Raw genomic sequence first — 18,408 nt, 5'->3', positions numbered from 1 at the left:
CTTCTTGAACATATCTCAAGATCGTCTTCTGAAAGAAAGAATAAGCGCTAATAAAGCTATAATTAAAGCGGCGATAGATACAAAAAGCGGCATGCCAGAAAGGCTGGTTGTCTGTGCGTCCTCTTCTATCGATGATCCTGTGGCTGATTCTTCCTCGTCTTCCGCCTGTGCAGATTGATCGTTATCCTCACCATTATCAGTTGGCTTAGGGTGCACAGTAGTCACCGAAGCAGGCTTTTCTGTATCTTGTGCTCCGATCCATTCAACTACGCTTCCATCGTCATATGTTTGATAAGCCTTCCAGATAATTTCTGTGGCATCTGCTGCTACTTTTCCTTGCATATTAAACAATGCAAATTCAGTTGATGTCAAACCTTCGCATTCTGCTGTCCATGTCACACTGATAATTTTACCTGCTGCATCTCTTTGAATATCATATGTCCAGTCTGGTTTTGGTTCAAAACGACTTATATTTACTTCTGATGGGATATCAATTTTAATTTGTGTGGTAGACACGGCATCCTTTTCCGAAGGAACCTTTACTGTAAACATCTCATAGCTTCCTTGCGTTGTTTCATTAGGTAACACAGTAACGTGAGCCGATGCAATCCCTGCAAGAAAGAAAAGGGTCACAAGCGCTGCGGCGAGAGAAAATAGCATCCTCTTCATTGGTTTACGCTTCCTTTTTATCCAATTGATTCCAACCGGTACATCATTAAGACTATTCAAATATAACTCGTACTATCACCTATGGAAGGTTGTCTCGATCATCTGAATCTGCATTTTAAGGAAGAGTTGAATAGCACCCATAGACTTATTAAGCAAAAATTACCTGTTTTTTGGCATAGATTTCTATCTATCCTATAGAAAGGAGGTGGAATTCATGTCAAAGGAAAATCAGCGGGAAGTAAGGGCTGAGCAGGAAGAATTAAGAGCCCAGCAGGATGAATTAAGAACGCAGGTTGAATATACGAATGTAGATCAGAGGGGTGATCTTACAGGCCCTGGCACGGACAAGGCTAATTATCCAAGACGCCCGCAGCATGTATCAATTCAGCAAAAACGACCCGGCCAAATAGAAAGAGGATAGAAATTCCTGAAATAGCCCAAAACTATCGGCTTTTTTGAAGGAGAATGAAGTATACGTACCATTAGACCTTCCAAGTTATGGACAAGTAACATGCTGTAGAGCTGATTTAAAGGGAATGGAAAGAGTAGAAAAGGAAAAGTATAGTCAAAGAAAGCACTGATGGTAACTGAATCAGTGCTTTTTGTTATGAAAGTATTTATTCGTTTTTATTATCAGGGTCCTGCATATACACAACAGTTTATGCTAAGCTGCTTTTGTTTACATTCATATAGTCAATTACAATTATTCTAGGCAATTTACTGCTGATATTGAAATCTCTAATAGTCGCTTTATAAGCAGGTAAATAGTTACCAGCATAATTAATCATCATGTATATAATGCTAAACATGTTTCTAAAACTCGTCTTTTTAGAATCGGTTCACTCGAGTATCTAGTAAAGGAAGGAGGATTTTTTATGAATAATCAACGAGGAATGATGATCACATCTCTATTAGCGGCAGGCGCTACTGGAGCTGCTATTTATGGGATATCAAGAGGGTTGCAAAATGGGACTTTTCAGCAGATGTCAAAAAACGTGACCAGTGCATTAATAAACAGTCAACCTGTTCAGCAAATGGCTAAACCTGTAGTAGGCATGGCTGTTAACTCGACTTTACAGCAAACGTTGTCAGGCCAAAATAAATAACGAGACTAGTCATTTCTTCTAGCACGGTTTCTTCCCTGCAATATAAGCCCTTTTGAACTAAGGTTCAAAAGGGCTTGTTTGTTCTATATCGAATCTATCCGCTGTTCTTAGACGGCCAGCTTGAGAGCGGCTTTAAAAAATTTGGATATAGGATCGCTCTTTTCCGAACACTACAGGTAAAGAGCTCTTAGCAGGAGGGAGAAAAGTGAAAAGAGAAGGGAATAACCGCACGAGGATTCATTTATTTTTGTTATTCATGGTGGCTGCAGTTCTTATCTGGTCTGTCATCAAGCCCGCCAGTTATATGACCTGGGCAGCGGAGGCTGCTCCTGCTATAGCTGGATTCATCATCGTGATAGCAACGTATAGTAGATTTCGCCTTACCACTCTTTCTTATATAATTATTGCCGTGTTAATGATTCTAGTGCTTGTCGGCGGACACTACACATATTCAAAAGTTCCTCTTTTTAATTGGATAAAAGAGGTATTTGATTTACATCGAAATCACTATGATCGATTTGGACATCTATTGAAAGGTTTATTTGTGATCGTGATAAGGGAAGTATTAATTCGGCAAGCTCAAATACGCAAAGGCTTCTGGTTATTTACTATCAGTATAAGCATTTCACTTGCCATCGCTGCATTGTACGAGATTATCGAATGGATCGCTGTTAAAGTCGCAAAAGGAGGAAAAGCCTCTAAAGATTTTTTAGGGATGCAGGGTGATATGTGGGATGCGCAGTGGGATATGTCGCTCACCTTCATTGGGTCAATTCTCTCATTGCTGCTTCTTTCAAAATTACATAACAAGCTTTTAAAAAAATGAGTATGTTAAAAGGGTTTTTTTAAGGCATATACCAAGGTGAATAATTCCAGGAGTTTATATTTTCTTCTTATTAGTATGTATTTACGCAAATTATAAAAATAAAATATTTACTCCAAACCTCGCCAATAAAGATAAAAAGCGGGGAGTTACAGTATGAAGGCCCTCAATATAATCGCATTCCAAAGAAAATCATAAGAATTAATCTGAATTGTATAAATTTGTTTTTACAAAGTGCTGTGTTGGTGAAATTTGTGGAGGTCAGAATCTAGAAGGGCATTGTTTATGTCCTGACCAATTATTATGTAGATTTCTAAAGCATATTTGATAACCCTCATTTGATATATTATAGAATAAATAATAGTTCATGTAGATTTAGAATTTGTGTACTAGTTATATGTCTAAGCCCATTTTTGAGAAGAGAAAAATAAAAAAAGCCAGGCATCGGCCTGGTGAGTTAAGATATTCACTGATGAAAGAGACAACGGAGCGATTTCTGAACTCTCCATATCATATTCACGAAGACTTAAAAAATGAAATTAAATTAAAAAACCGGGAGGACTCCCGGTTAGGACTAAGGTTGTTCAGCTGGACGTTGAGAATTTAACAAAGGCTTACTATAATCAACATCTCTTTTTCGGGAGTGGTCATGACGAGTTAATCTGTAATTAATTTTGAATAAATACTTAGGTCCATAAATTTTCCGTTTGATTTTTCGCACTTTCTCATTGTTCCTTCGTACGTAAAGTTTAACTTTTCTAAGACTTTTATAGAAGGGATGTTTTCAGGTACAACTTTTGCTTCTACTCTATTAAGTTTTAATGAAGTAAATGCATAATCCATTAAAGAGGAAATAGCTTCTGTCGCATAACCTTTGCCCCAAAAGGCTTTACTGATATCATAACCAATTTCAGCTTTAGAGTGATCGGAGTCTAAAGAATTATAACCACAGGAACCAATAATTTTATTTGATTCTAACTCAATTATTGAATAACGAACAGCCTTGTTTTCCTGGGATAAATTATCAAGTAATTCAATCATCTCCTTTGCTTGTGTTTCGTTCGTAAAACAATTAATGTTCATATATTTTGTAACTTCTGGATCGGACCAGATTGCAAACAAGCTTGCTGAGTCTGCAGCCTTCATTTTTCGTAACAATAATCGTTTGGTGCGTAATTCTGTAATCAATATTTTACCTCCGCAGTTTTTATTTTGGGGTCAAGGTATTGATACTGTGCATAAATCAATTCCTTCAGGTTTCAAGATAGTTTTATTATACGGATTATAAAGCAAAATTGTTGAAAGAATTGATTACGTCGCACCTCGCCAAAATAGGCACACAAAGAGCCAGGATTTCTCCTGGCTAGAACAAAGGTTATTCAATTGGATGTTGAGGGCTCAACAATAACTTACTTTAGACAGTCTATCCTTTTTAAAAAGAAATATACAAAGAAATAAGGAGAAGCGAAGGAGAAGGTCGAAAGCTGGCAGCATGTAGTTCCCGTGATGCATCTCTTGTCCAAGAACTTTCAATGAAGCTCAAAGTAGCAGTGAAATTTAAAAAAGCCGGGCATTCGCCCGGCTGATCAAGGTTCATATCATAGTTGAGTAGAGGTGGTTGTGGAATGACCTTGATTATAAGTTACATACCCAAAAAATGAATAAAATATGCAAAAGCCAGGAAAGATCCCGGCCTCTAAAATATCGATGACGCCTTTATTTTAACAGATCGAGGGTATTTTTGTGAGGCTAAAAGAACTAATGATCGATTCTAGTGCAATGAGGGTAGAACTGGATATAACGGAGTAAAATGATGAAGCTCTTGTTATATGCGATAGAAAGGTAAAAATTGCTGATTTGCCGCAGCGTGGTGAGAAGGAAATTATCATACGCGAAGGGAAAGTGAAGCGCGTGAAATGCGATGAAGGAGAGAAGTGTTTGAATTTAGTAGGTTGAAGTTAAAATAGAGAGAGGCAATGCTAGGGCCGTCACCTCCTGCTCTTTCACGAAGAGAGGGCAGGAGACTCGATGTGAATGACTTCAGAGGTAATAGACTGAATGACTGATTACGAGCAATTGAAGATTATTAATTAGCCATTTAGTACTTTCTCTATCGCTAGGGCGGCTGATTCAATATCGGTGTAAGTTTCGATATTCGATGTTTTTAAATAAGTGATTTCAAAACATGCTCTTTCTTTTATATAACTGACAGAGGCTACCTTATTTTGATTTTTTGAAAGTGTCTGTATGATTTGGCAATCCTCGTAATATGACAATGTTTCCAGTGATGTTTTGATGTGCTCCAGGGTCATCTTATTTTTACCTCCTTTTTATTGAGATATGAAGGGATAGTTAGGGCGTTAAATCCAATTATTTCTATTTTAGTCCTTGTCTTAACGTTTATCTATGGATAGTTTGAAAATATTGTGTGAAGTTTTCTTGTATTTACTTTGATATTTAAAAATTAATTTGTCGAGTTCTTGGCTGTATTTTAAAGTTTCCGTATGATCCAGACCTTTTGACATTCCAACTGATAACATTGCGTTACGTACATCGTTAATCTCGGTTAACAGGTCATAATAAACTTCTCGCGTCTCCAATTATAAATCTCCTTAATTAATTTTTTATGAATAATATTCATTAAATCTAATATATTGAATATTTGTTCTTATTTAAAGGTGTTCGACAAACACTCTTAAAAAAAGACATTGATTGTTGTATCCAATAAAGAGAACTTCTTTCATTGTGTTTTATAACAAAGGTGCTCTCCGATGTAAGCTAAGTATACTGCCTTTTAAGGGATAGGTAACTTAGATTTATTCTGATAAGCATGTCATGGATTAGGATACTTTTTATAAGATTGAGAGGGTTGAAAACGCTTTTCGTGTAATGAGGGCTGATTGGATACAATAAAAACCAAATAACAAGGTTCTTGTCATGTTCGATGGAAGGGTAACGGTCGTTGATCTTCCGTAGCATGACGGAACAAAAATTATTGCATACTAGGGGAAAGCGAAGCGTGTAAGATGAGGGAAAGAATTTCGAATATGTTACTCAAGTTTCTGAGAGCTGAACACGTTGAATCATTTTAGAAGGAAAGGTTTATTTTAAAAACACCGGTTAGCTTTTTAAAACCTTTACATAGGAGAATTAAAATTAAAAAGGTGAAATCAAAAGTTATCTATACTTTTGATTTCACCTTTTCTATGGACAGTTTTTCACCTTTATCTTAATTGGAAAATGTTTATGAACTTTTTAATTATGTAGAAAAGCTCTTATTAATCCTCTATGTTCTTCGCCTTAATAGAAAGGTTTCTTTTGTTTAGCTCCTCTTTGAGAAGGTCTATAAAGCCCTGCTGCAGCTTGTCTGTTTTATTAAGCTTTATGGCTTCCCTGTATACAATAAGCAACTCTTCGTCTGACAACTGATGCATTTCTCATGACCCCTTCTAGTACAATAAACTAGTTAAACAGCCAGCCTCCATCTCCAGATAAAAAAGTCGAAAATGGTGGTGTTTGTTAACTATATCTATTTATCCAAAGTAGAAAGTTATAAACTAACTATTAGGTTTTTTCTCGACTTTTTTGTTCGTAGTATTAGAGAAAGTGAATGAACAAATAAAAAAGGCCGCTTTTTATCCAGCGGTCTTCAAGGTACGTATTGAAAGAAAATGAAATCTTACCGTTTAAAGATACACCTTTAATAGCTGAGGCGGTGTTTCCCTAATATCCTAAATACTATTGTTAGCGTACACGGAAAGGTTTCTTTTCTTTAGCTCCTCTTCCATCATGGTAATAAAGTCTCTTGGCATTTTGTTCTCTTTATCAAGCTCCTTAGCCTTTTGATAAGCACTGAGGAGCATTTCGTCTGAAAGTTGGTACATTTTGTTCAACTCCTACTGAATAGTAATTTTTTATGTAATTCTTCGAAGTCGATCTTTGGGAAATCTTACACACACTTATTAAATTTTAAGGAGATTTCGAGGAATATCAAGGGGTTTTTACTACTTAATTTGACAATTTATCGAATTATGGGAAAAAAGAGAATAGCTAGTTCAATTAGCACCAAATACGATAGTTAATTAGAGTGTTCAACGGCGCGGGTGGAATTTCGTGAAACATTCTAGAAACATGATGAAATAAAGAAATAATAAATTCCCAGTTACCGCCGGGCTTTTTTAGCATGTATGTAGAAGAGAGCTTCCTCGTTCCTTGGTATCCTTAGCATCAATAGAAAGGTTCCTTGTATTATCTCCTTAATCGGGCTGGTTTCCTGAATAACACTTAATAAGGTAACTAGGTATTTATGTTAAAATATAACGGGGATTACAAGATAATTTATAAGTAAAAAAATAACGAATAGAGAAAAGAGGGATTGGAAATGGATGTAAGATACCCAATTGGGAAGCTACAGGTCCCTGAAAAAGTAACATTAGAAAATATTCAAGAATGGCTCAAGGAAATCGAAGCTTACACGGTTCGATTAAGAGAAACTGTCGACCCATTAAGTGATGAGGAATTAAGTAAAACTTATCGTGAAGGTAGCTGGACAGTTCGTCAACTTGTCCATCATATTGCAGATTCTCAGTTGAACATGTATCAGCGTTTGAAGCTGGCTTTAACAGATGAGAACCCCACAGTACCAGCTTTTGATGAAGAAAAGTGGGCTATTCAGCCGGATACAAAGCTTCCAGTAGAAAGCTCTATTAGAATGTTAGAAGGTATAAATGAACGCATCGTATCTTTAGGACATAGTTTAACTGAAGGGCAATTAGGTCGGGCTTTTACTCACCAGATAAACGGTAAAATAACAGTTGCAACAAAAGTTGCCAAGTTAGCTTGGCATGAAGAGCATCACTTAGCTCATATAAAAGTCGCGTTATCAAAATAATACAATATGTGTGGAAGTGGCTTATTGAACCTCGATAAGCCATTTTTTAAGATAAGGAATAGCTGCAGAAGTTTTATTAAACCGACGGATGCTTAAGTTGAACAAGACCATCGAAATGATGGTCTATTTTTATATCTTGAATATCAATCTTATTGTTTAAAAGAGCCTAATTAAAAAGAAAGGCTATTTTTTACAACCTTCCTCTTTACTTTGTTACCTTTTAAGGTTACCTTTCTCGAATGACTTATTGCGCGGTGCAAACCAGCCTATTAGAGCAATACTGACTAATACTCCGTAGAAGACCAGGGTCCAAGCTGTACTATGAGGAAAATGAGGATCTAAAATACCAATATCCTCATGGGCGAGGGTGATTACAACAAGTTTGACACCGACCCAGGCCACAATTGCATATGCTGTTGTTTCTAATGCTGGACGTTTATCAAGAAGTTGCACAAACCAGGTTGCAGCATACTTAATTAAGATAAGGCCGGCAACCCCTCCAAGAACAACAACTATAAACTGTCCTCCGTCCATGCCACCGAAGTTACCGAGCGGTGAATCTGGAAGGCCGAGGGCCAGGGCAACGGCAGCTAAAATGGAATCAACTGCAAAAGCTAGGTCAGCTAAGGCAATTTTCCCTACCGTGGGCCAGAAACCTTTACCAGCAGCCTCCTCTTCAACGTCCTTATGAATATTTTCATTTTTTTTCCCGAACCGGGCTTGAATGACATGCTTTAAGCCTAAGTAAAGAAGATAGGCTGCTCCTATTGCCTGTATCTGCCAGACATTTGCGATAAAAGAAATGACGAATAGTGCCGCAAAACGGAAGGCGAAGGCCATAATAATTCCATAATTTATAGCTCTTTTTTTCTGTTCTTCAGGTAAATGCTTGGCTATAACTGCCAGTACAAGGGCATTGTCAGCTGACAACAACCCTTCTAATCCAATTAAAATTAACAATGTCCAAGCATACTCCAGCCAGAGAGAATCCATACGCCTTTCTCCTTTCTAAAACTTACGATGCTATGTAGTGGTTTTACTAATAATAGAATTGCCATATAAGCCAGAGATAATCCCGGAGAATACAGAGCTAATTCTTTAGAGGCTTACCGTGCCCCTTTACCAACCTCTTTTCCAGATTGCTTAAACTAACCTGTCCGGCTAATTCAGCAAGAGAATCAACAGCATACGTTGACAAAGCCTATTTTTTGTTAGTTTGTTTTCTAAAATGCCTTTTGACATTTATTTAAGTTAACCGCCTTTATTAATAATTTTTTAATATACGGAGCTGATAAACATTCTAATTCCTTGCACTAAACTTCATTTTTTCACCTTTTTGCGAATAACTCTCTCTGCGGTAATCTTTGTATAGTGAAGTAAAATCACAGTTCAGGGGGTAGATGATTTAATTGTCGCTAAGAGATATAAAAAACTTCAAAGATCTAGACGACTATATGTTTGAAAATGAAGCCGATCTCTGTTGCAGGAAGAAGGGACTTGCTGGTAAAACCTACAGAAGAAGGAGAGGGTACGATAGTCGTGCTGAGTGACGGTATAGAAGTAGAGTTTCCAGTTAATCGGCTGAGTGAATTATGTAGAGCAGTACTATTAGGAACAAAGGAATAGAAGATTTTTCATTGATTTTGATTGGGGACGAATTGGAGACCAAACCCACCAAAAACGCTTATTTTCCATCCAAATTAATCATAATCAGAAAGTTAAAAACCTTGACATAGAGATATAGCAAGAGGATAATTGAATTAACTTGAATAGGATATCCTTCGGGGCAGGGTGGATAATTTTCACCTTGTCCCGTTTTTATTATGCCCACAAACGTTGATATATCAAGGTTTTCTTGTTTACAGATTTTTCTAGTTTTTTGAGTTGGTGACCAATTGGTGACCATTCGAAAGAATTGATAAATTTTCGGAAGAGAAATGATCAAATTTATCCTTTGCACTTTGTGCGGCCTTCTTGCTGACATGTCATAAATGTCATTTATTACTCGAGAAGAAGGTTAACGGGCTCGTTCTCGAATAAGTTGCACATTCATGTTCTCTTCAACCAGCAACGTCATAATAAGAAAAGACCCTAGCGTTATTAGTGAAGATCCAATAAATGGTTAGGTGCCTAAAGCTTTTTGTTGATATCTAATAAAAGCTAAAGCAAAGCCGTGAAGTACAGCTCGTTATAGAAAAAGCATTTTTTAAACCTTTTTAGTACACGACATTGGAACTTCTCCTTCGTAAAGTAATTCAGGTATGTTTCTTCCTTTTGAATGTAATCTCCTTTGTCGTTCACCTTCATAAACCAGTTGCAGATCGGGGTTTTTTCAACGAAGCATGGTTCAATGGCAATCACTTTCCCGCCAGGTTTTAACACTCTTCTAAATTCCCGCACATAGCTTTTGGCCATTTCCGGGGGAATATGATGCAGGACCGCGATAATTAAGATCACATCAAAACTATTGTTTTCTGCAGGAGTCTCTTCCCCTGCGAAGGTTTCGAACCGATAAGGGGGGATATAGGCGCTTAGCAAGATCAATTCTGCGTGAATCAGGGTCTATTCCAAAATAATGATCGGGTGAACACAAGTTACAGTTGGCCCCAGTACCCGCTCCAAAATCCAACATTTTTTGATGAGTCAGATCAAAATGCTGCTGAATCTTATTTTGAATATAGACTTTGGTAAACCATTTTGGTCGAACAATTGTGTGATAAATTCTAGGTGATAATTGTAATGAAAAGCACCTGCACTTTCTAGGGTTTTGTCGTCGCTTATCTCAGAGTAGATAAAAGAGAAAAGAATTTAGCCTGCCGTTTTATAACATGCATGCTGCCAGTAATTAAAGAAAGGGAAAGGAGGCTAACCTCCCTTCCTTTATTGTTGTTTGTATTGCGGTTCTTCTTGTTCAATTTCCTGAATGCGCGGGGAAATACTGTCTAGAATCATTTGTGTTTGCTGAGCTGCATTCTGGTAAAGCTGCTTAGCCTGCTGGTTGTCTGTAGCAAGAGCAAAAGTTTCGAAGCTGGCTTGCGCACTTTTTAATCCAGCCAGCGTTTGTTTGACATCACTGATTACTGTCATGAATAATCCCTCCTTGTTTTGAACAGCAGTTTTAGAGTGAGAAGAAAGAGGCTTGATTATGTGTTTAAAAAACTTCCAATCGATACAAAAAGTACTATATCGATGCTAGAAAACAGGCAGGACTGCAGGCACAGTGAATGGAAATTTGTCCAACGCATTTTTTTTTTTTTAGGAAAAGTGGGAAATTTAACAGCATATATGGAATAACCCTTCACAAATATGAGGAACAAGGAGATGTAGCGTATGAACTTACAAAGGGAATATGTGAAAAAACTGATTGGACTAAATTCAACAGTGCGTCGTAAAGAAGAAGGATATACGATCGAACAATTTTCGAATCCACTAATACATAGACAAATTCATGGAAATGAAGTATATGTACCATTAGACCTTCAAAAGTTATGGGGCAAGTAATATGCTGTAATGTTATTTAGAGAGAGTGGAAAGAGTAAGAATAGTCAACAAAAAGCACTGATTCAGTTAACATCAGTGCTTTTTTATTACGTTTAATTTTATTTCTATCCCACTAGATTGGAAGGCGTTTTACACTTTAGGCCTGCTATGCACCAAAGTCAAAGGTAAGCCCCCATTCAAACAACGCATATAAACACGCAGCACCTCCTGGTACGATACATGTATCAATCAAAGGAGGTGTTAGTATGCAACATAAAAAGTATTCACTGTATAAAAATGGAGTATACTTACATGATTTTGATACTATGACTGAATGCTCCAAATGGTTAGAGAATATTATAGGAGGCTCTTTGTATCAGGGCTTGAGCAGGATTAGAGATGGAAAATGGATACCTGATGAAAGGTCACAGCTTTTTGGATATGAGGTTAAAACTAATGACACTGAGGAGAGCTAATTAGGCTCTCCTTTTTCTGTAATAGGATGCTTTTCTAAAACTGACTCAGCTTATCCCTTAAATGAATAATTACATAGTAAATGTAAAAAATATATTTGTTAAAAATAACTAAGGAGATGATACAAATGGCATTAATACCTTATGATCCATTTAGACAATTAACTAACATTAGGAGAGATTTTGACAGATTATTCAATGATTTCCCTTTTCATTTAGACAATGAAATGAATCAATTGGGGAATATAAGAGTGGATGTTCATGAAACAGATAAAGAGGTAGTAGCAACTTGTGACATTCCAGGCTTACAGAGTAAAGAAGATGTAAACATTGATATTGAAAATAATGTATTGAGAATTAGTGGCTCAATTAACAGAACTAATGAGATTAAAGAAGAGAATATGCATAGGAGAGAAAGATACACAGGTAGCTTTCACAGAGCTATTACACTACCCACTCCTGTTTCTGAGGAAGGTATAAAGGCTTCTTATAAGAATGGTGTACTAGAAGTTATCATGCCTAAACAAACTCAAACAAATAAAAAGAGAATTGATGTGGATTTCCATTAAAAATGAGCAGTTTGCTACCTGTTATGAAAGAGTTTGGCAGGGATTACTTGCAGGAAATTGCTGAGGAACAACCTGACCTAGTTGATTTGCTAATTTTAAGCTGCCATTTACCTCAGGGAAAGAAAAAAATTATTTTAAATGAGCTGACTAATAATATTAAAAATTCCTACCAGCATTACTTCCTTTGAGGTAATGCTTTTCTTTTGTAAGCGTGTTCAATATGTTGAACTTTCATCATTTTCGCAGGAATAAATTTCGCCTCTTCACGCACGATTGTACTGCCCATTTCTATCATTCGATCATGGCAACCGTCACAGATTGTATTTGCTGGATGATGGTGAATAGCTTCTATTTCAATATCTTCACGCAAGGAATCATTTCGTTTTTTTGGTTGAATTTTTCGTACAACAGTATAAGAAATGGTCTGTTGGCTTTGTTCTTCTGTGTGCTCAGGATCAGTAAAAGACGGGTCATCCTCAAATAAGAACACTTGCCCGTCGGGCGTATTGTATTTGGATTTTTCTGTTTTAGAGCCATATAAGAGCTTGGTTAAGTGTTGAAGTTGTTGCGTTAACGATTCAATCTGTTTCAACGATTGATCCAACTTTTTCGATAACTCTTTATTTTGTTGATTCGAATGAGCTAATTGATCTTCAAGCAATCGAATTAATTTCTCAGATTGATTTTCATTCGTAGAAGAAACGTTCGTCACATCATTCACCACTTTCGTTCAGTTTCGTTCCTCCTATTATAATCAGTTCGAACAGTGAAAATAAAGATAAAAATAACGACTTGAACGAATTTAGAACGCACCTTTTGGCGATGGTTGAATGGCTTTTGGCTGCTGAATGGATAACCCTTCAAGGAGCCAGCGAAGCTCCTGTTGTGAAAGATGGCGTACTTCATTTTCATCTTTTGGCCATTGAAGTTTTCCACTATCCAAACGCTTATACAGCATGGCGAAGCCATCACCATCAAAATACAGACATTTATAGCGGTCTTTACTCCACCCTGAAAATAAGAAAATGGAATCGCCATATGGATCAAGTTCGAAAGAATCTTGAATCAGTGTGGCAAGCCCATCAATTCCTTTTCTCATATCTATCTTACCGCAAATGATATAAATGTTTTTAACGCTTGTATAGTCGTGTTTCACCCATTTTTCAACTCCCTCATGACCGCTTGGATGATGTGCTCATCTACACCGTTAAAGAAGGAAATTTCAGCGTTTGCCGTTTTAATCGTGCAAGTAGGATTGGAGGAAAGCACTGTTGGCTTTGTTGCAGAATTATTTTCGTTTTCGGTATGTAATGTAACGGGAACAATGGTTAGTTTTTGTTGTGGCATAGGAAAAGCACCTCCTTTTATTGATACATGTATCGTACCAGGAGGTGCTGCGTGTTTATATGCGTTGTTTGAATGGGGGCTTACAGTTAAATGGCTAGAAAATCAAAGTACGGTTCAAAGAAAATAACGATTGACGGGATTACTTTCGATAGCAAAGCCGAAGCAAGGTATTACAAACAGCTAAAATGGCTGCAGGAGAACAAACAAATTCTATTCTTCCGAATCCAGCCAAGGTACTTGCTGCAGGAGGCGTTTAAGAAAAATGGAGTCACGCATCGGAAGATTGAATATGTAGCAGACTTTGAGGTTCATAAGCTAGACGGTAGCATTGAAGTAGTGGACATCAAGGGAGTGGAAACAGAGGCTTTCCGGATCAAGCAGAAGCTGTTTGAATTCAAATATCCTCACACGCTGAGTTTGCTTGCGTATAGCGCAGAGCATCAAGGCTTCTTGCCGTTAAGAGAATATCAGGCTTATAAGAGACGGAAAAAGAAAGTGAGAGCTACCCTATGAGAAAAGCTAAGCGAAAGGCCGGCTGGTATTTGCTCTTCCGGAGAGAGAAGGGACAGAGGGTCTTGTTGTATGAACGGCTCCAAAAGCACGAGTTAAATAGCAGGCTCCGTAAAGGATGGAAGATTGCTAGGTAGATATATATTGAGAACTAAGTGAGTGAAATTATAAAAAAAGACCATAAATTAGGTCTAAGAAGAATGCTTTAGGAAATCTTTGATTTGATCAATAGAAATTCTTAAATCTCGAGCTTCAATTATTAGGTCTATCCATTCTTTATCCAATTCTTTTTCACTAGTACTGGCAACCATGCTTACCCCCTAAATATACTCTAGGTAGCCCAGCTATCATAGTTAAAAACCTTAGACCTGAGGCTTTGCGTCCCAATCTTTCGAGAGGTTTGCCTTTATCTGGAAAAGTGTAAAAGCTCATAGTTAAATATTACCGTATGAGGGCTTAATAATAAACAGAAAAAGATCCAATTATTTAGACAATTTTTGGATTTATTCCTTCTCTAAATAAGGCATTTAGTGAAAAGTGCGTTCAAGCTGTGATCTAATCATGGTTACAGATACAAACTGCGACATGGGGAGGTTCAATAAAAAATTTTTCATTGGAATTAACGCTTATCTTTTTTGGAGTCAGGTTCAGGTAAAAGCCAAATGATACCCATCATGAGAGCAGGAGCGAGAAAAATAGCGGCAAAAACAAAAAAGGTAGTGTTAATAACGTGGTCGTAAATCCAATGAAACATTTAAATCACCTCGGCTTTATGTTAATTAATATACACAAATCTAAAAAGGCTATTCGGATAGAGCATACGGTTTAAGTAAGCAGGTTCCAGAATACTTTACGTCGGAGTACGGCCAAAAAAGTGACACACAAAGAGCCAGGGGAAGAACCATCCTGGCTCAAAGAAATGGGAATAGGGAGTATCGAGGAAAAAAACTCCTCTTTATACAGTATCTTCTTTTCCAAGGGAAATATACAAGTAGGTGAAGCTTTTTAGTGAGCTCGATCACATAGAGATAAAGCATCGCTTAGAAGCTTAATATCAGTATATATTTGCTCTTTAATAACAGGGCATTCGCATTTATAGTATTCATCTATTAACTTTCCTAACTCTCTCATGAATATGTATAATTCAGATTCATAACTCATTGAAAATCCCCACTTTCAATGATATAGATCTATGCCTATATTACTGCATTGATTGAAAGTGAGCAATTTAAATGGAGGTTGGTTATTAAATAACTTTATAAAAGCATAAGGCCTTGAATAAGGAACCTTATGCTTTCAAGCATTATAACCTGGCTACCATGGTTTTCGCGGACGGCACGGATTACACGGTTTTCCGCACATGATGTGTTGTTCGTGGTATTCATTGACGACAGATTCAGTATGTGGGAAGTAATGTTGGTGAGTAGTCATATGTTTATTTACTGTTGTAGTGTGAGAAGGGTGAATGTGAGGAACTACCCTATTATATAAATTTGTTTTCACAAAGTGTTGTGTTGGTGAAATTTGTGGAGGATCATATTGGGTTGGATGCATTTGTGGAGGACAGAATCCAGGATGGCATTGTTTACGTCCTGACCAATTATTATGTGGATTTCTAAAGCGCATTTGATAACCTCCCCTCGGTGAATTATGGAATCAATAATAGTCTATGCAGATTTAGAATTTGTGTACTAGTTGTATGCCTAAGCCCATTTTTGAGAAGAGAAAAATAAAAAAGCCAGGCATCGGCCTGGCAAGTTGAGGTTATTCACTGATAAAAGAGGCAGCGGGGCTATTTCTAAGCTCTCTATAGTGTATTCACAAATATTTAAAAAATGAAATCAATTAAAAAAAGCCGGGGGCCCCGGCTAGGACTAGGGTTATTCAGTTGGATGTTGAGGGTTCAACAATAACTTACTTTAAGCAGTTTATCCCTTTTGGGAAAGAAATATACAAAAAGCCAGGATTTCTTCCGGTCTCTAAAATATCGCTGACACTTTTATTTTAACAGAATGGGGGCATTTTTGTGAGATTAAAAGAACTAACAGGCGATTCTAATACAATGAGGATAGAATTGGACATAATGGAATTAAATAATAAAGCTCTTGTCATATGCGATGGAAAAGTAAAAGTTGCTGATCTGCCGCAGCATGGTGAGACAAAAATTGTTACACACCAGGGGAAAGTGAAGCGTGTGAAGTGGGATGAGGGAGAGGAATTTTGAATTCGTGGGTTAAAGTAGAAATAGAGAAAGACAAATGCCTGGGCTCGCGTCTCCTGCTCTTTCACAAAGAAAGAGCAGGAGGTTCGATGTGAATGACTTTAGAGGTAATAGATTGAAGGGCTGACTACGAGCAATTGCAGGTTGTTAGTTAACCATTTAGTACTTTCTCTATCGCTAGAGCAGCTGATTCGATATCAGTATAAGTTTCAATATCCGATGTTTCTAAATAAGTGATTTCAAAACATGCTTTTTCTTTTATATAACTGACAGAGGCTACCTTATGTTCATTTTTTGAAAGTGTCTGTGTGATTTGGCAATCCTCATATTACATCAGTATTTCTAGTGCAGTCTTTATCTGCTCTAGTCTCATATCATTTTCACCTCCTTTTATTGAGATATAAAGGGGATGGTTAGGTGAGTTAAATCCAGTTATTTCTATTTTAGTCCTTACCTTAACGTTTATCTATGGACATTTTAAAAATATTCTATGAAGTTTTTTTGTATTTACTTTGGTATTTAAAAATTAATTTGTCGAGTTCTTGGCTGTATTTTAGAGTTTCCGTATGATCAAAGCCCTTTGACATCCCAACTGACAGCATTGCGTTGCGTACATTGCTAATCTCGGTTAACAGATCACAACAAACTTCTCGCGTCTCCAATTGCGACTCTCCTTAATTAATTTTTTATGAATAATATTCATTAAGTCTAATATATTGCATGTTTACTCTTATTAAAAGATATTCGACAAATAATCTCAAAAACAGACATTGATTTTCGTATCCAATAAAAGGAATTTCTTTCATTTGTGTTTTGTAAAGAAGGTGTTCTCTGATATAAGCTAAGTATACTGTCTCTTAATAGATAGGTGACTTAGAGTTGTTCTTATGAGCATGTCATAAATTAGAGTGATTTTATAAGATAGAGAGGGTTAAAGATTGATCTCTATGCGATAAGGGCGTAGCTGGATACAATAAAATTAAATAATAAAGATTATTGCTATGTTTGATGGAAAGATAACGTTCGCTGGGTTTACGTAGCATGGAGAAATAAAAATTATTGTACACCAAGGAAGAGTAAAGTGTGTGAATTGGGATGAGGGAGGGGAATTCTAATTATTGATACCTTATTAAAATTTGATGACCTCCGCCCGCACACTCGTGACTTCAGTCATGAGTGTGCGGGCGGTTTTTTTATTTGTAATAAAAAAACACATATGTTAAATTAAATTTAGGTGAGAATATTATGAAAATTAGAAAAGGCAGAGGTTATGTTTACGCCATCCAATATCATTTGGTTTGGTGTGTAAAATATCGAAAACCCTTATTATATGGAGAAGTAGAAAGACGTTTGAAAGAAATGCTGAAAGAACAATCTGAGGTTCATAAGTTTGAAATAGTTGAAATGGAAACAGATAAAGACCATATACATTTGTTAATCGATTGTTCTCCTCAGCATTACCTACCGAATATTATGAAAGCACTAAAAGGCAATACGGCTCGCTTTTTGTTCAAAGAGTTTCCAGAGTTAAAAAAAGAACTGTGGGGCGGACATCTGTGGAATCCTTCGTATTTTGTCTGCACAGTAAGCGACCGAACAGAAGAACAAATTAAAGCTTATATTCAAAATCAGCCAACGAAAAAGCGAAAAAGAGGACGACCGATGGGCGTTTAAGTGGAAGGGGGAAAGAACATGGCTAGAAAAACCACAAAAGATAGAAATGAAGAACTTAAAAAAGAAGGGAAAAGACTACATTTCTTTGGATTGAAATTGCGCATGTACCCCCTCCATTCGCAAGAAACTTACTTTAACCGAACCATCGGTTCGGCTCGTTTCACCTATAACTTTTACTTAAATGAAAAAATGGAAGTATATAAAGAAACTGGTCAAAGTCTTTCCTATTCCGTATTTAAAAAAGCGTTCAATCAGTTGAAAGACCATCCGTACTATAATTTTTTAAAAGAACCAGATAAATTTGCGTTAGAATCAGCGATGGAAAATGTAGATGACGCATTTGAGCGTTTTTTTAAGGGGCAGAATCGTTATCCTAGGCGCAAAAAGAAACACGCTGCCAAGCAAAGTTATACAACTAAAAGCACAAACAACAATATTAAGTTAGATATTGAAAAACAAAAGATACAACTGCCGAAGGCGGGATGGGTCCCTGTGCGTTTGTCTGCCAAACACCGCAAAATGTTTGCAGAAGACGGCTTTCCTGGAAAGATTCAAACAGCGACGATTACCCGGCATTCCAGTGGACAATGGTTTGTGTCGTTGAAAATCGAACAGGTCCTCCCTATTCAACCAAAAATAGAAATA

The 18,408-nt window shown here is 36.9% G+C and carries 27 protein-coding genes, 1 pseudogene and 1 riboswitch; of the genes and pseudogenes, 13 read left to right on the top strand and 15 right to left on the bottom strand.

The annotated features are described in order from the left end of the window. Positions 1-15: 15 nt before the first annotated feature. Positions 16-669 carry a YcnI family copper-binding membrane protein gene (locus tag QY97_RS14200; protein ID WP_039238868.1) on the bottom strand — a complete coding sequence of 218 codons (654 nt, stop codon included), beginning with the start codon at positions 667-669 and terminating at the stop codon, positions 16-18. 214 nt (positions 670-883) lie between these two features. Between QY97_RS14200 and QY97_RS14195 the strand changes: the two genes are divergently transcribed. From QY97_RS14195 to QY97_RS14185, 3 genes are all read left to right on the top strand, one after another. Further along, entirely contained in the window at positions 884-1,090 is a 207-nt protein-coding gene (locus tag QY97_RS14195) for a hypothetical protein (protein ID WP_039238866.1), read from the top strand. A 454-nt stretch (positions 1,091-1,544) separates the two neighbouring features. Then, the gene (locus tag QY97_RS14190) at positions 1,545-1,775 is read left to right on the top strand and encodes a hypothetical protein (protein ID WP_052728981.1); all 231 of its coding nucleotides are present in this window, start codon (positions 1,545-1,547) and stop codon (positions 1,773-1,775) included. 256 nt (positions 1,776-2,031) lie between these two features. Continuing rightward, a complete protein-coding gene (locus QY97_RS14185; RefSeq protein WP_046128762.1) occupies positions 2,032-2,601 on the top strand; it encodes a DUF2238 domain-containing protein in 570 nt (189 codons plus the stop codon). 654 nt (positions 2,602-3,255) lie between these two features. Here QY97_RS14185 and QY97_RS14180 read toward each other — a convergent pair. Continuing rightward, positions 3,256-3,786, bottom strand: coding sequence for a GNAT family N-acetyltransferase (locus tag QY97_RS14180; RefSeq protein WP_039238862.1), 531 nt, complete (start codon positions 3,784-3,786; stop codon positions 3,256-3,258). 639 nt (positions 3,787-4,425) lie between these two features. Here QY97_RS14180 and QY97_RS20860 point away from each other — a divergent pair. Further along, the gene (locus QY97_RS20860) at positions 4,426-4,554 is read left to right on the top strand and encodes an XtrA/YqaO family protein (RefSeq protein ID WP_269764109.1); all 129 of its coding nucleotides are present in this window, start codon (positions 4,426-4,428) and stop codon (positions 4,552-4,554) included. 134 nt (positions 4,555-4,688) lie between these two features. On the opposite strand, the gene QY97_RS14175 is transcribed toward QY97_RS20860, so the two are convergent. From QY97_RS14175 to sda (QY97_RS20035), 4 genes are all read right to left on the bottom strand, one after another. Continuing rightward, positions 4,689-4,910 (bottom strand): hypothetical protein, encoded by a 222-nt coding sequence (locus QY97_RS14175; protein ID WP_039238860.1) that lies wholly within the window; start codon positions 4,908-4,910, stop codon positions 4,689-4,691. 81 nt (positions 4,911-4,991) lie between these two features. Then, entirely contained in the window at positions 4,992-5,198 is a 207-nt protein-coding gene (locus QY97_RS21010) for an aspartyl-phosphate phosphatase Spo0E family protein (protein ID WP_039238859.1), read from the bottom strand. Positions 5,199-5,876: 678 nt separating this feature from the next. Beyond that, positions 5,877-6,032: a sporulation histidine kinase inhibitor Sda gene (gene sda / locus QY97_RS20040; protein WP_083965878.1), complete on the bottom strand. Its 156-nt coding sequence runs from the start codon at positions 6,030-6,032 to the stop codon at positions 5,877-5,879. A 297-nt stretch (positions 6,033-6,329) separates the two neighbouring features. Continuing rightward, positions 6,330-6,482 (bottom strand): sporulation histidine kinase inhibitor Sda, encoded by a 153-nt coding sequence (gene sda, locus QY97_RS20035; protein ID WP_082090194.1) that lies wholly within the window; start codon positions 6,480-6,482, stop codon positions 6,330-6,332. Positions 6,483-6,979: 497 nt separating this feature from the next. On the opposite strand from sda (QY97_RS20035), the gene QY97_RS14165 reads away from it, so the two are divergent. Next, on the top strand, positions 6,980-7,489 hold the full coding sequence (locus QY97_RS14165; RefSeq protein WP_039238858.1) for a YfiT family bacillithiol transferase: 510 nt from the start codon (positions 6,980-6,982) through the stop codon (positions 7,487-7,489). 213 nt (positions 7,490-7,702) lie between these two features. Here QY97_RS14165 and QY97_RS14160 read toward each other — a convergent pair whose 3' ends face one another. After that, complete coding sequence (locus QY97_RS14160; RefSeq protein ID WP_039238855.1) at positions 7,703-8,482, bottom strand: TerC family protein; 780 nt, start codon at positions 8,480-8,482, stop codon at positions 7,703-7,705. 504 nt (positions 8,483-8,986) lie between these two features. Between QY97_RS14160 and QY97_RS21005 the strand changes: the two genes are divergently transcribed. Further along, entirely contained in the window at positions 8,987-9,115 is a 129-nt protein-coding gene (locus QY97_RS21005) for a hypothetical protein (RefSeq protein WP_261337346.1), read from the top strand. 534 nt (positions 9,116-9,649) lie between these two features. On the opposite strand, the gene QY97_RS14150 is transcribed toward QY97_RS21005, so the two are convergent. Together QY97_RS14150 and QY97_RS14145 are read right to left on the bottom strand one after the other, a co-directional pair. Continuing rightward, on the bottom strand, positions 9,650-10,027 hold the full coding sequence (locus tag QY97_RS14150; RefSeq protein WP_052717244.1) for a class I SAM-dependent methyltransferase: 378 nt from the start codon (positions 10,025-10,027) through the stop codon (positions 9,650-9,652). A gap of 342 nt (positions 10,028-10,369) precedes the next feature. Continuing rightward, positions 10,370-10,576, bottom strand: a complete 207-nt coding sequence (locus tag QY97_RS14145) for a DUF1657 domain-containing protein (protein ID WP_039238851.1) — start codon at positions 10,574-10,576, stop codon at positions 10,370-10,372. Between the two features lie 243 nt (positions 10,577-10,819). On the opposite strand from QY97_RS14145, the gene QY97_RS20495 reads away from it, so the two are divergent. From QY97_RS20495 to QY97_RS14135, 3 genes are all read left to right on the top strand, one after another. Beyond that, complete coding sequence (locus QY97_RS20495) at positions 10,820-10,990, top strand: hypothetical protein (RefSeq protein ID WP_156994640.1); 171 nt, start codon at positions 10,820-10,822, stop codon at positions 10,988-10,990. 245 nt (positions 10,991-11,235) lie between these two features. After that, positions 11,236-11,445: a hypothetical protein gene (locus QY97_RS14140; protein ID WP_025910116.1), complete on the top strand. Its 210-nt coding sequence runs from the start codon at positions 11,236-11,238 to the stop codon at positions 11,443-11,445. Between the two features lie 125 nt (positions 11,446-11,570). After that, on the top strand, positions 11,571-12,011 hold the full coding sequence (locus tag QY97_RS14135) for an Hsp20/alpha crystallin family protein (protein WP_039238847.1): 441 nt from the start codon (positions 11,571-11,573) through the stop codon (positions 12,009-12,011). A gap of 202 nt (positions 12,012-12,213) precedes the next feature. Here QY97_RS14135 and QY97_RS14125 read toward each other — a convergent pair. From QY97_RS14125 to QY97_RS14115, 3 genes and pseudogenes are all read right to left on the bottom strand, one after another. Further along, positions 12,214-12,723, bottom strand: a pseudogene (locus QY97_RS14125) (IS66 family transposase); the annotation flags it as partial. 90 nt (positions 12,724-12,813) lie between these two features. Next, positions 12,814-13,167, bottom strand: a complete 354-nt coding sequence (gene tnpB / locus QY97_RS14120) for an IS66 family insertion sequence element accessory protein TnpB (protein ID WP_039238841.1) — start codon at positions 13,165-13,167, stop codon at positions 12,814-12,816. After that, positions 13,164-13,358: a hypothetical protein gene (locus QY97_RS14115; protein WP_039238838.1), complete on the bottom strand. Its 195-nt coding sequence runs from the start codon at positions 13,356-13,358 to the stop codon at positions 13,164-13,166. The genes tnpB and QY97_RS14115 overlap by 4 nt, the downstream gene beginning before the upstream one ends. 90 nt (positions 13,359-13,448) lie before the next feature. Between QY97_RS14115 and QY97_RS14110 the strand changes: the two genes are divergently transcribed. Then, complete coding sequence (locus QY97_RS14110; RefSeq protein WP_039238836.1) at positions 13,449-13,871, top strand: DUF1064 domain-containing protein; 423 nt, start codon at positions 13,449-13,451, stop codon at positions 13,869-13,871. A 188-nt stretch (positions 13,872-14,059) separates the two neighbouring features. Here the strand turns inward: QY97_RS14110 and QY97_RS20030 are convergent, their stop codons facing one another. Continuing rightward, positions 14,060-14,179, bottom strand: coding sequence for an anti-repressor SinI family protein (locus QY97_RS20030; RefSeq protein WP_082090192.1), 120 nt, complete (start codon positions 14,177-14,179; stop codon positions 14,060-14,062). Positions 14,180-14,199: 20 nt separating this feature from the next. Next, a riboswitch (cyclic di-GMP riboswitch) is annotated at positions 14,200-14,283 on the bottom strand. An 899-nt stretch (positions 14,284-15,182) separates the two neighbouring features. Continuing rightward, entirely contained in the window at positions 15,183-15,422 is a 240-nt protein-coding gene (locus tag QY97_RS20025; protein WP_082090196.1) for a CotD family spore coat protein, read from the bottom strand. Between the two features lie 472 nt (positions 15,423-15,894). Between QY97_RS20025 and QY97_RS14105 the strand changes: the two genes are divergently transcribed. Next, a complete protein-coding gene (locus QY97_RS14105) occupies positions 15,895-16,092 on the top strand; it encodes an XtrA/YqaO family protein (protein ID WP_039238834.1) in 198 nt (65 codons plus the stop codon). A gap of 485 nt (positions 16,093-16,577) precedes the next feature. On the opposite strand, the gene QY97_RS21000 is transcribed toward QY97_RS14105, so the two are convergent. Beyond that, positions 16,578-16,751 carry an aspartyl-phosphate phosphatase Spo0E family protein gene (locus QY97_RS21000; protein WP_261337345.1) on the bottom strand — a complete coding sequence of 58 codons (174 nt, stop codon included), beginning with the start codon at positions 16,749-16,751 and terminating at the stop codon, positions 16,578-16,580. 580 nt (positions 16,752-17,331) lie between these two features. On the opposite strand from QY97_RS21000, the gene tnpA reads away from it, so the two are divergent. Then, positions 17,332-17,763, top strand: coding sequence for an IS200/IS605 family transposase (gene tnpA, locus QY97_RS14100; protein WP_082090191.1), 432 nt, complete (start codon positions 17,332-17,334; stop codon positions 17,761-17,763). Positions 17,764-17,781: 18 nt separating this feature from the next. Beyond that, positions 17,782-18,408, top strand: a 627-nt coding sequence (locus QY97_RS20275) for an RNA-guided endonuclease TnpB family protein (protein WP_157761905.1), incomplete at its 3' end; no start/stop codon positions are given.

It is taken from the genome of Bacillus thermotolerans (genome assembly GCF_000812025.2).
In the GTDB taxonomy this organism is placed as follows: Bacteria; Bacillota; Bacilli; order Bacillales; family Domibacillaceae; genus Quasibacillus; species Quasibacillus thermotolerans.
The sequence above is the reverse complement of the archived record's forward strand: the minus strand, read 5'-3'. Positions and strand labels throughout refer to the sequence as shown.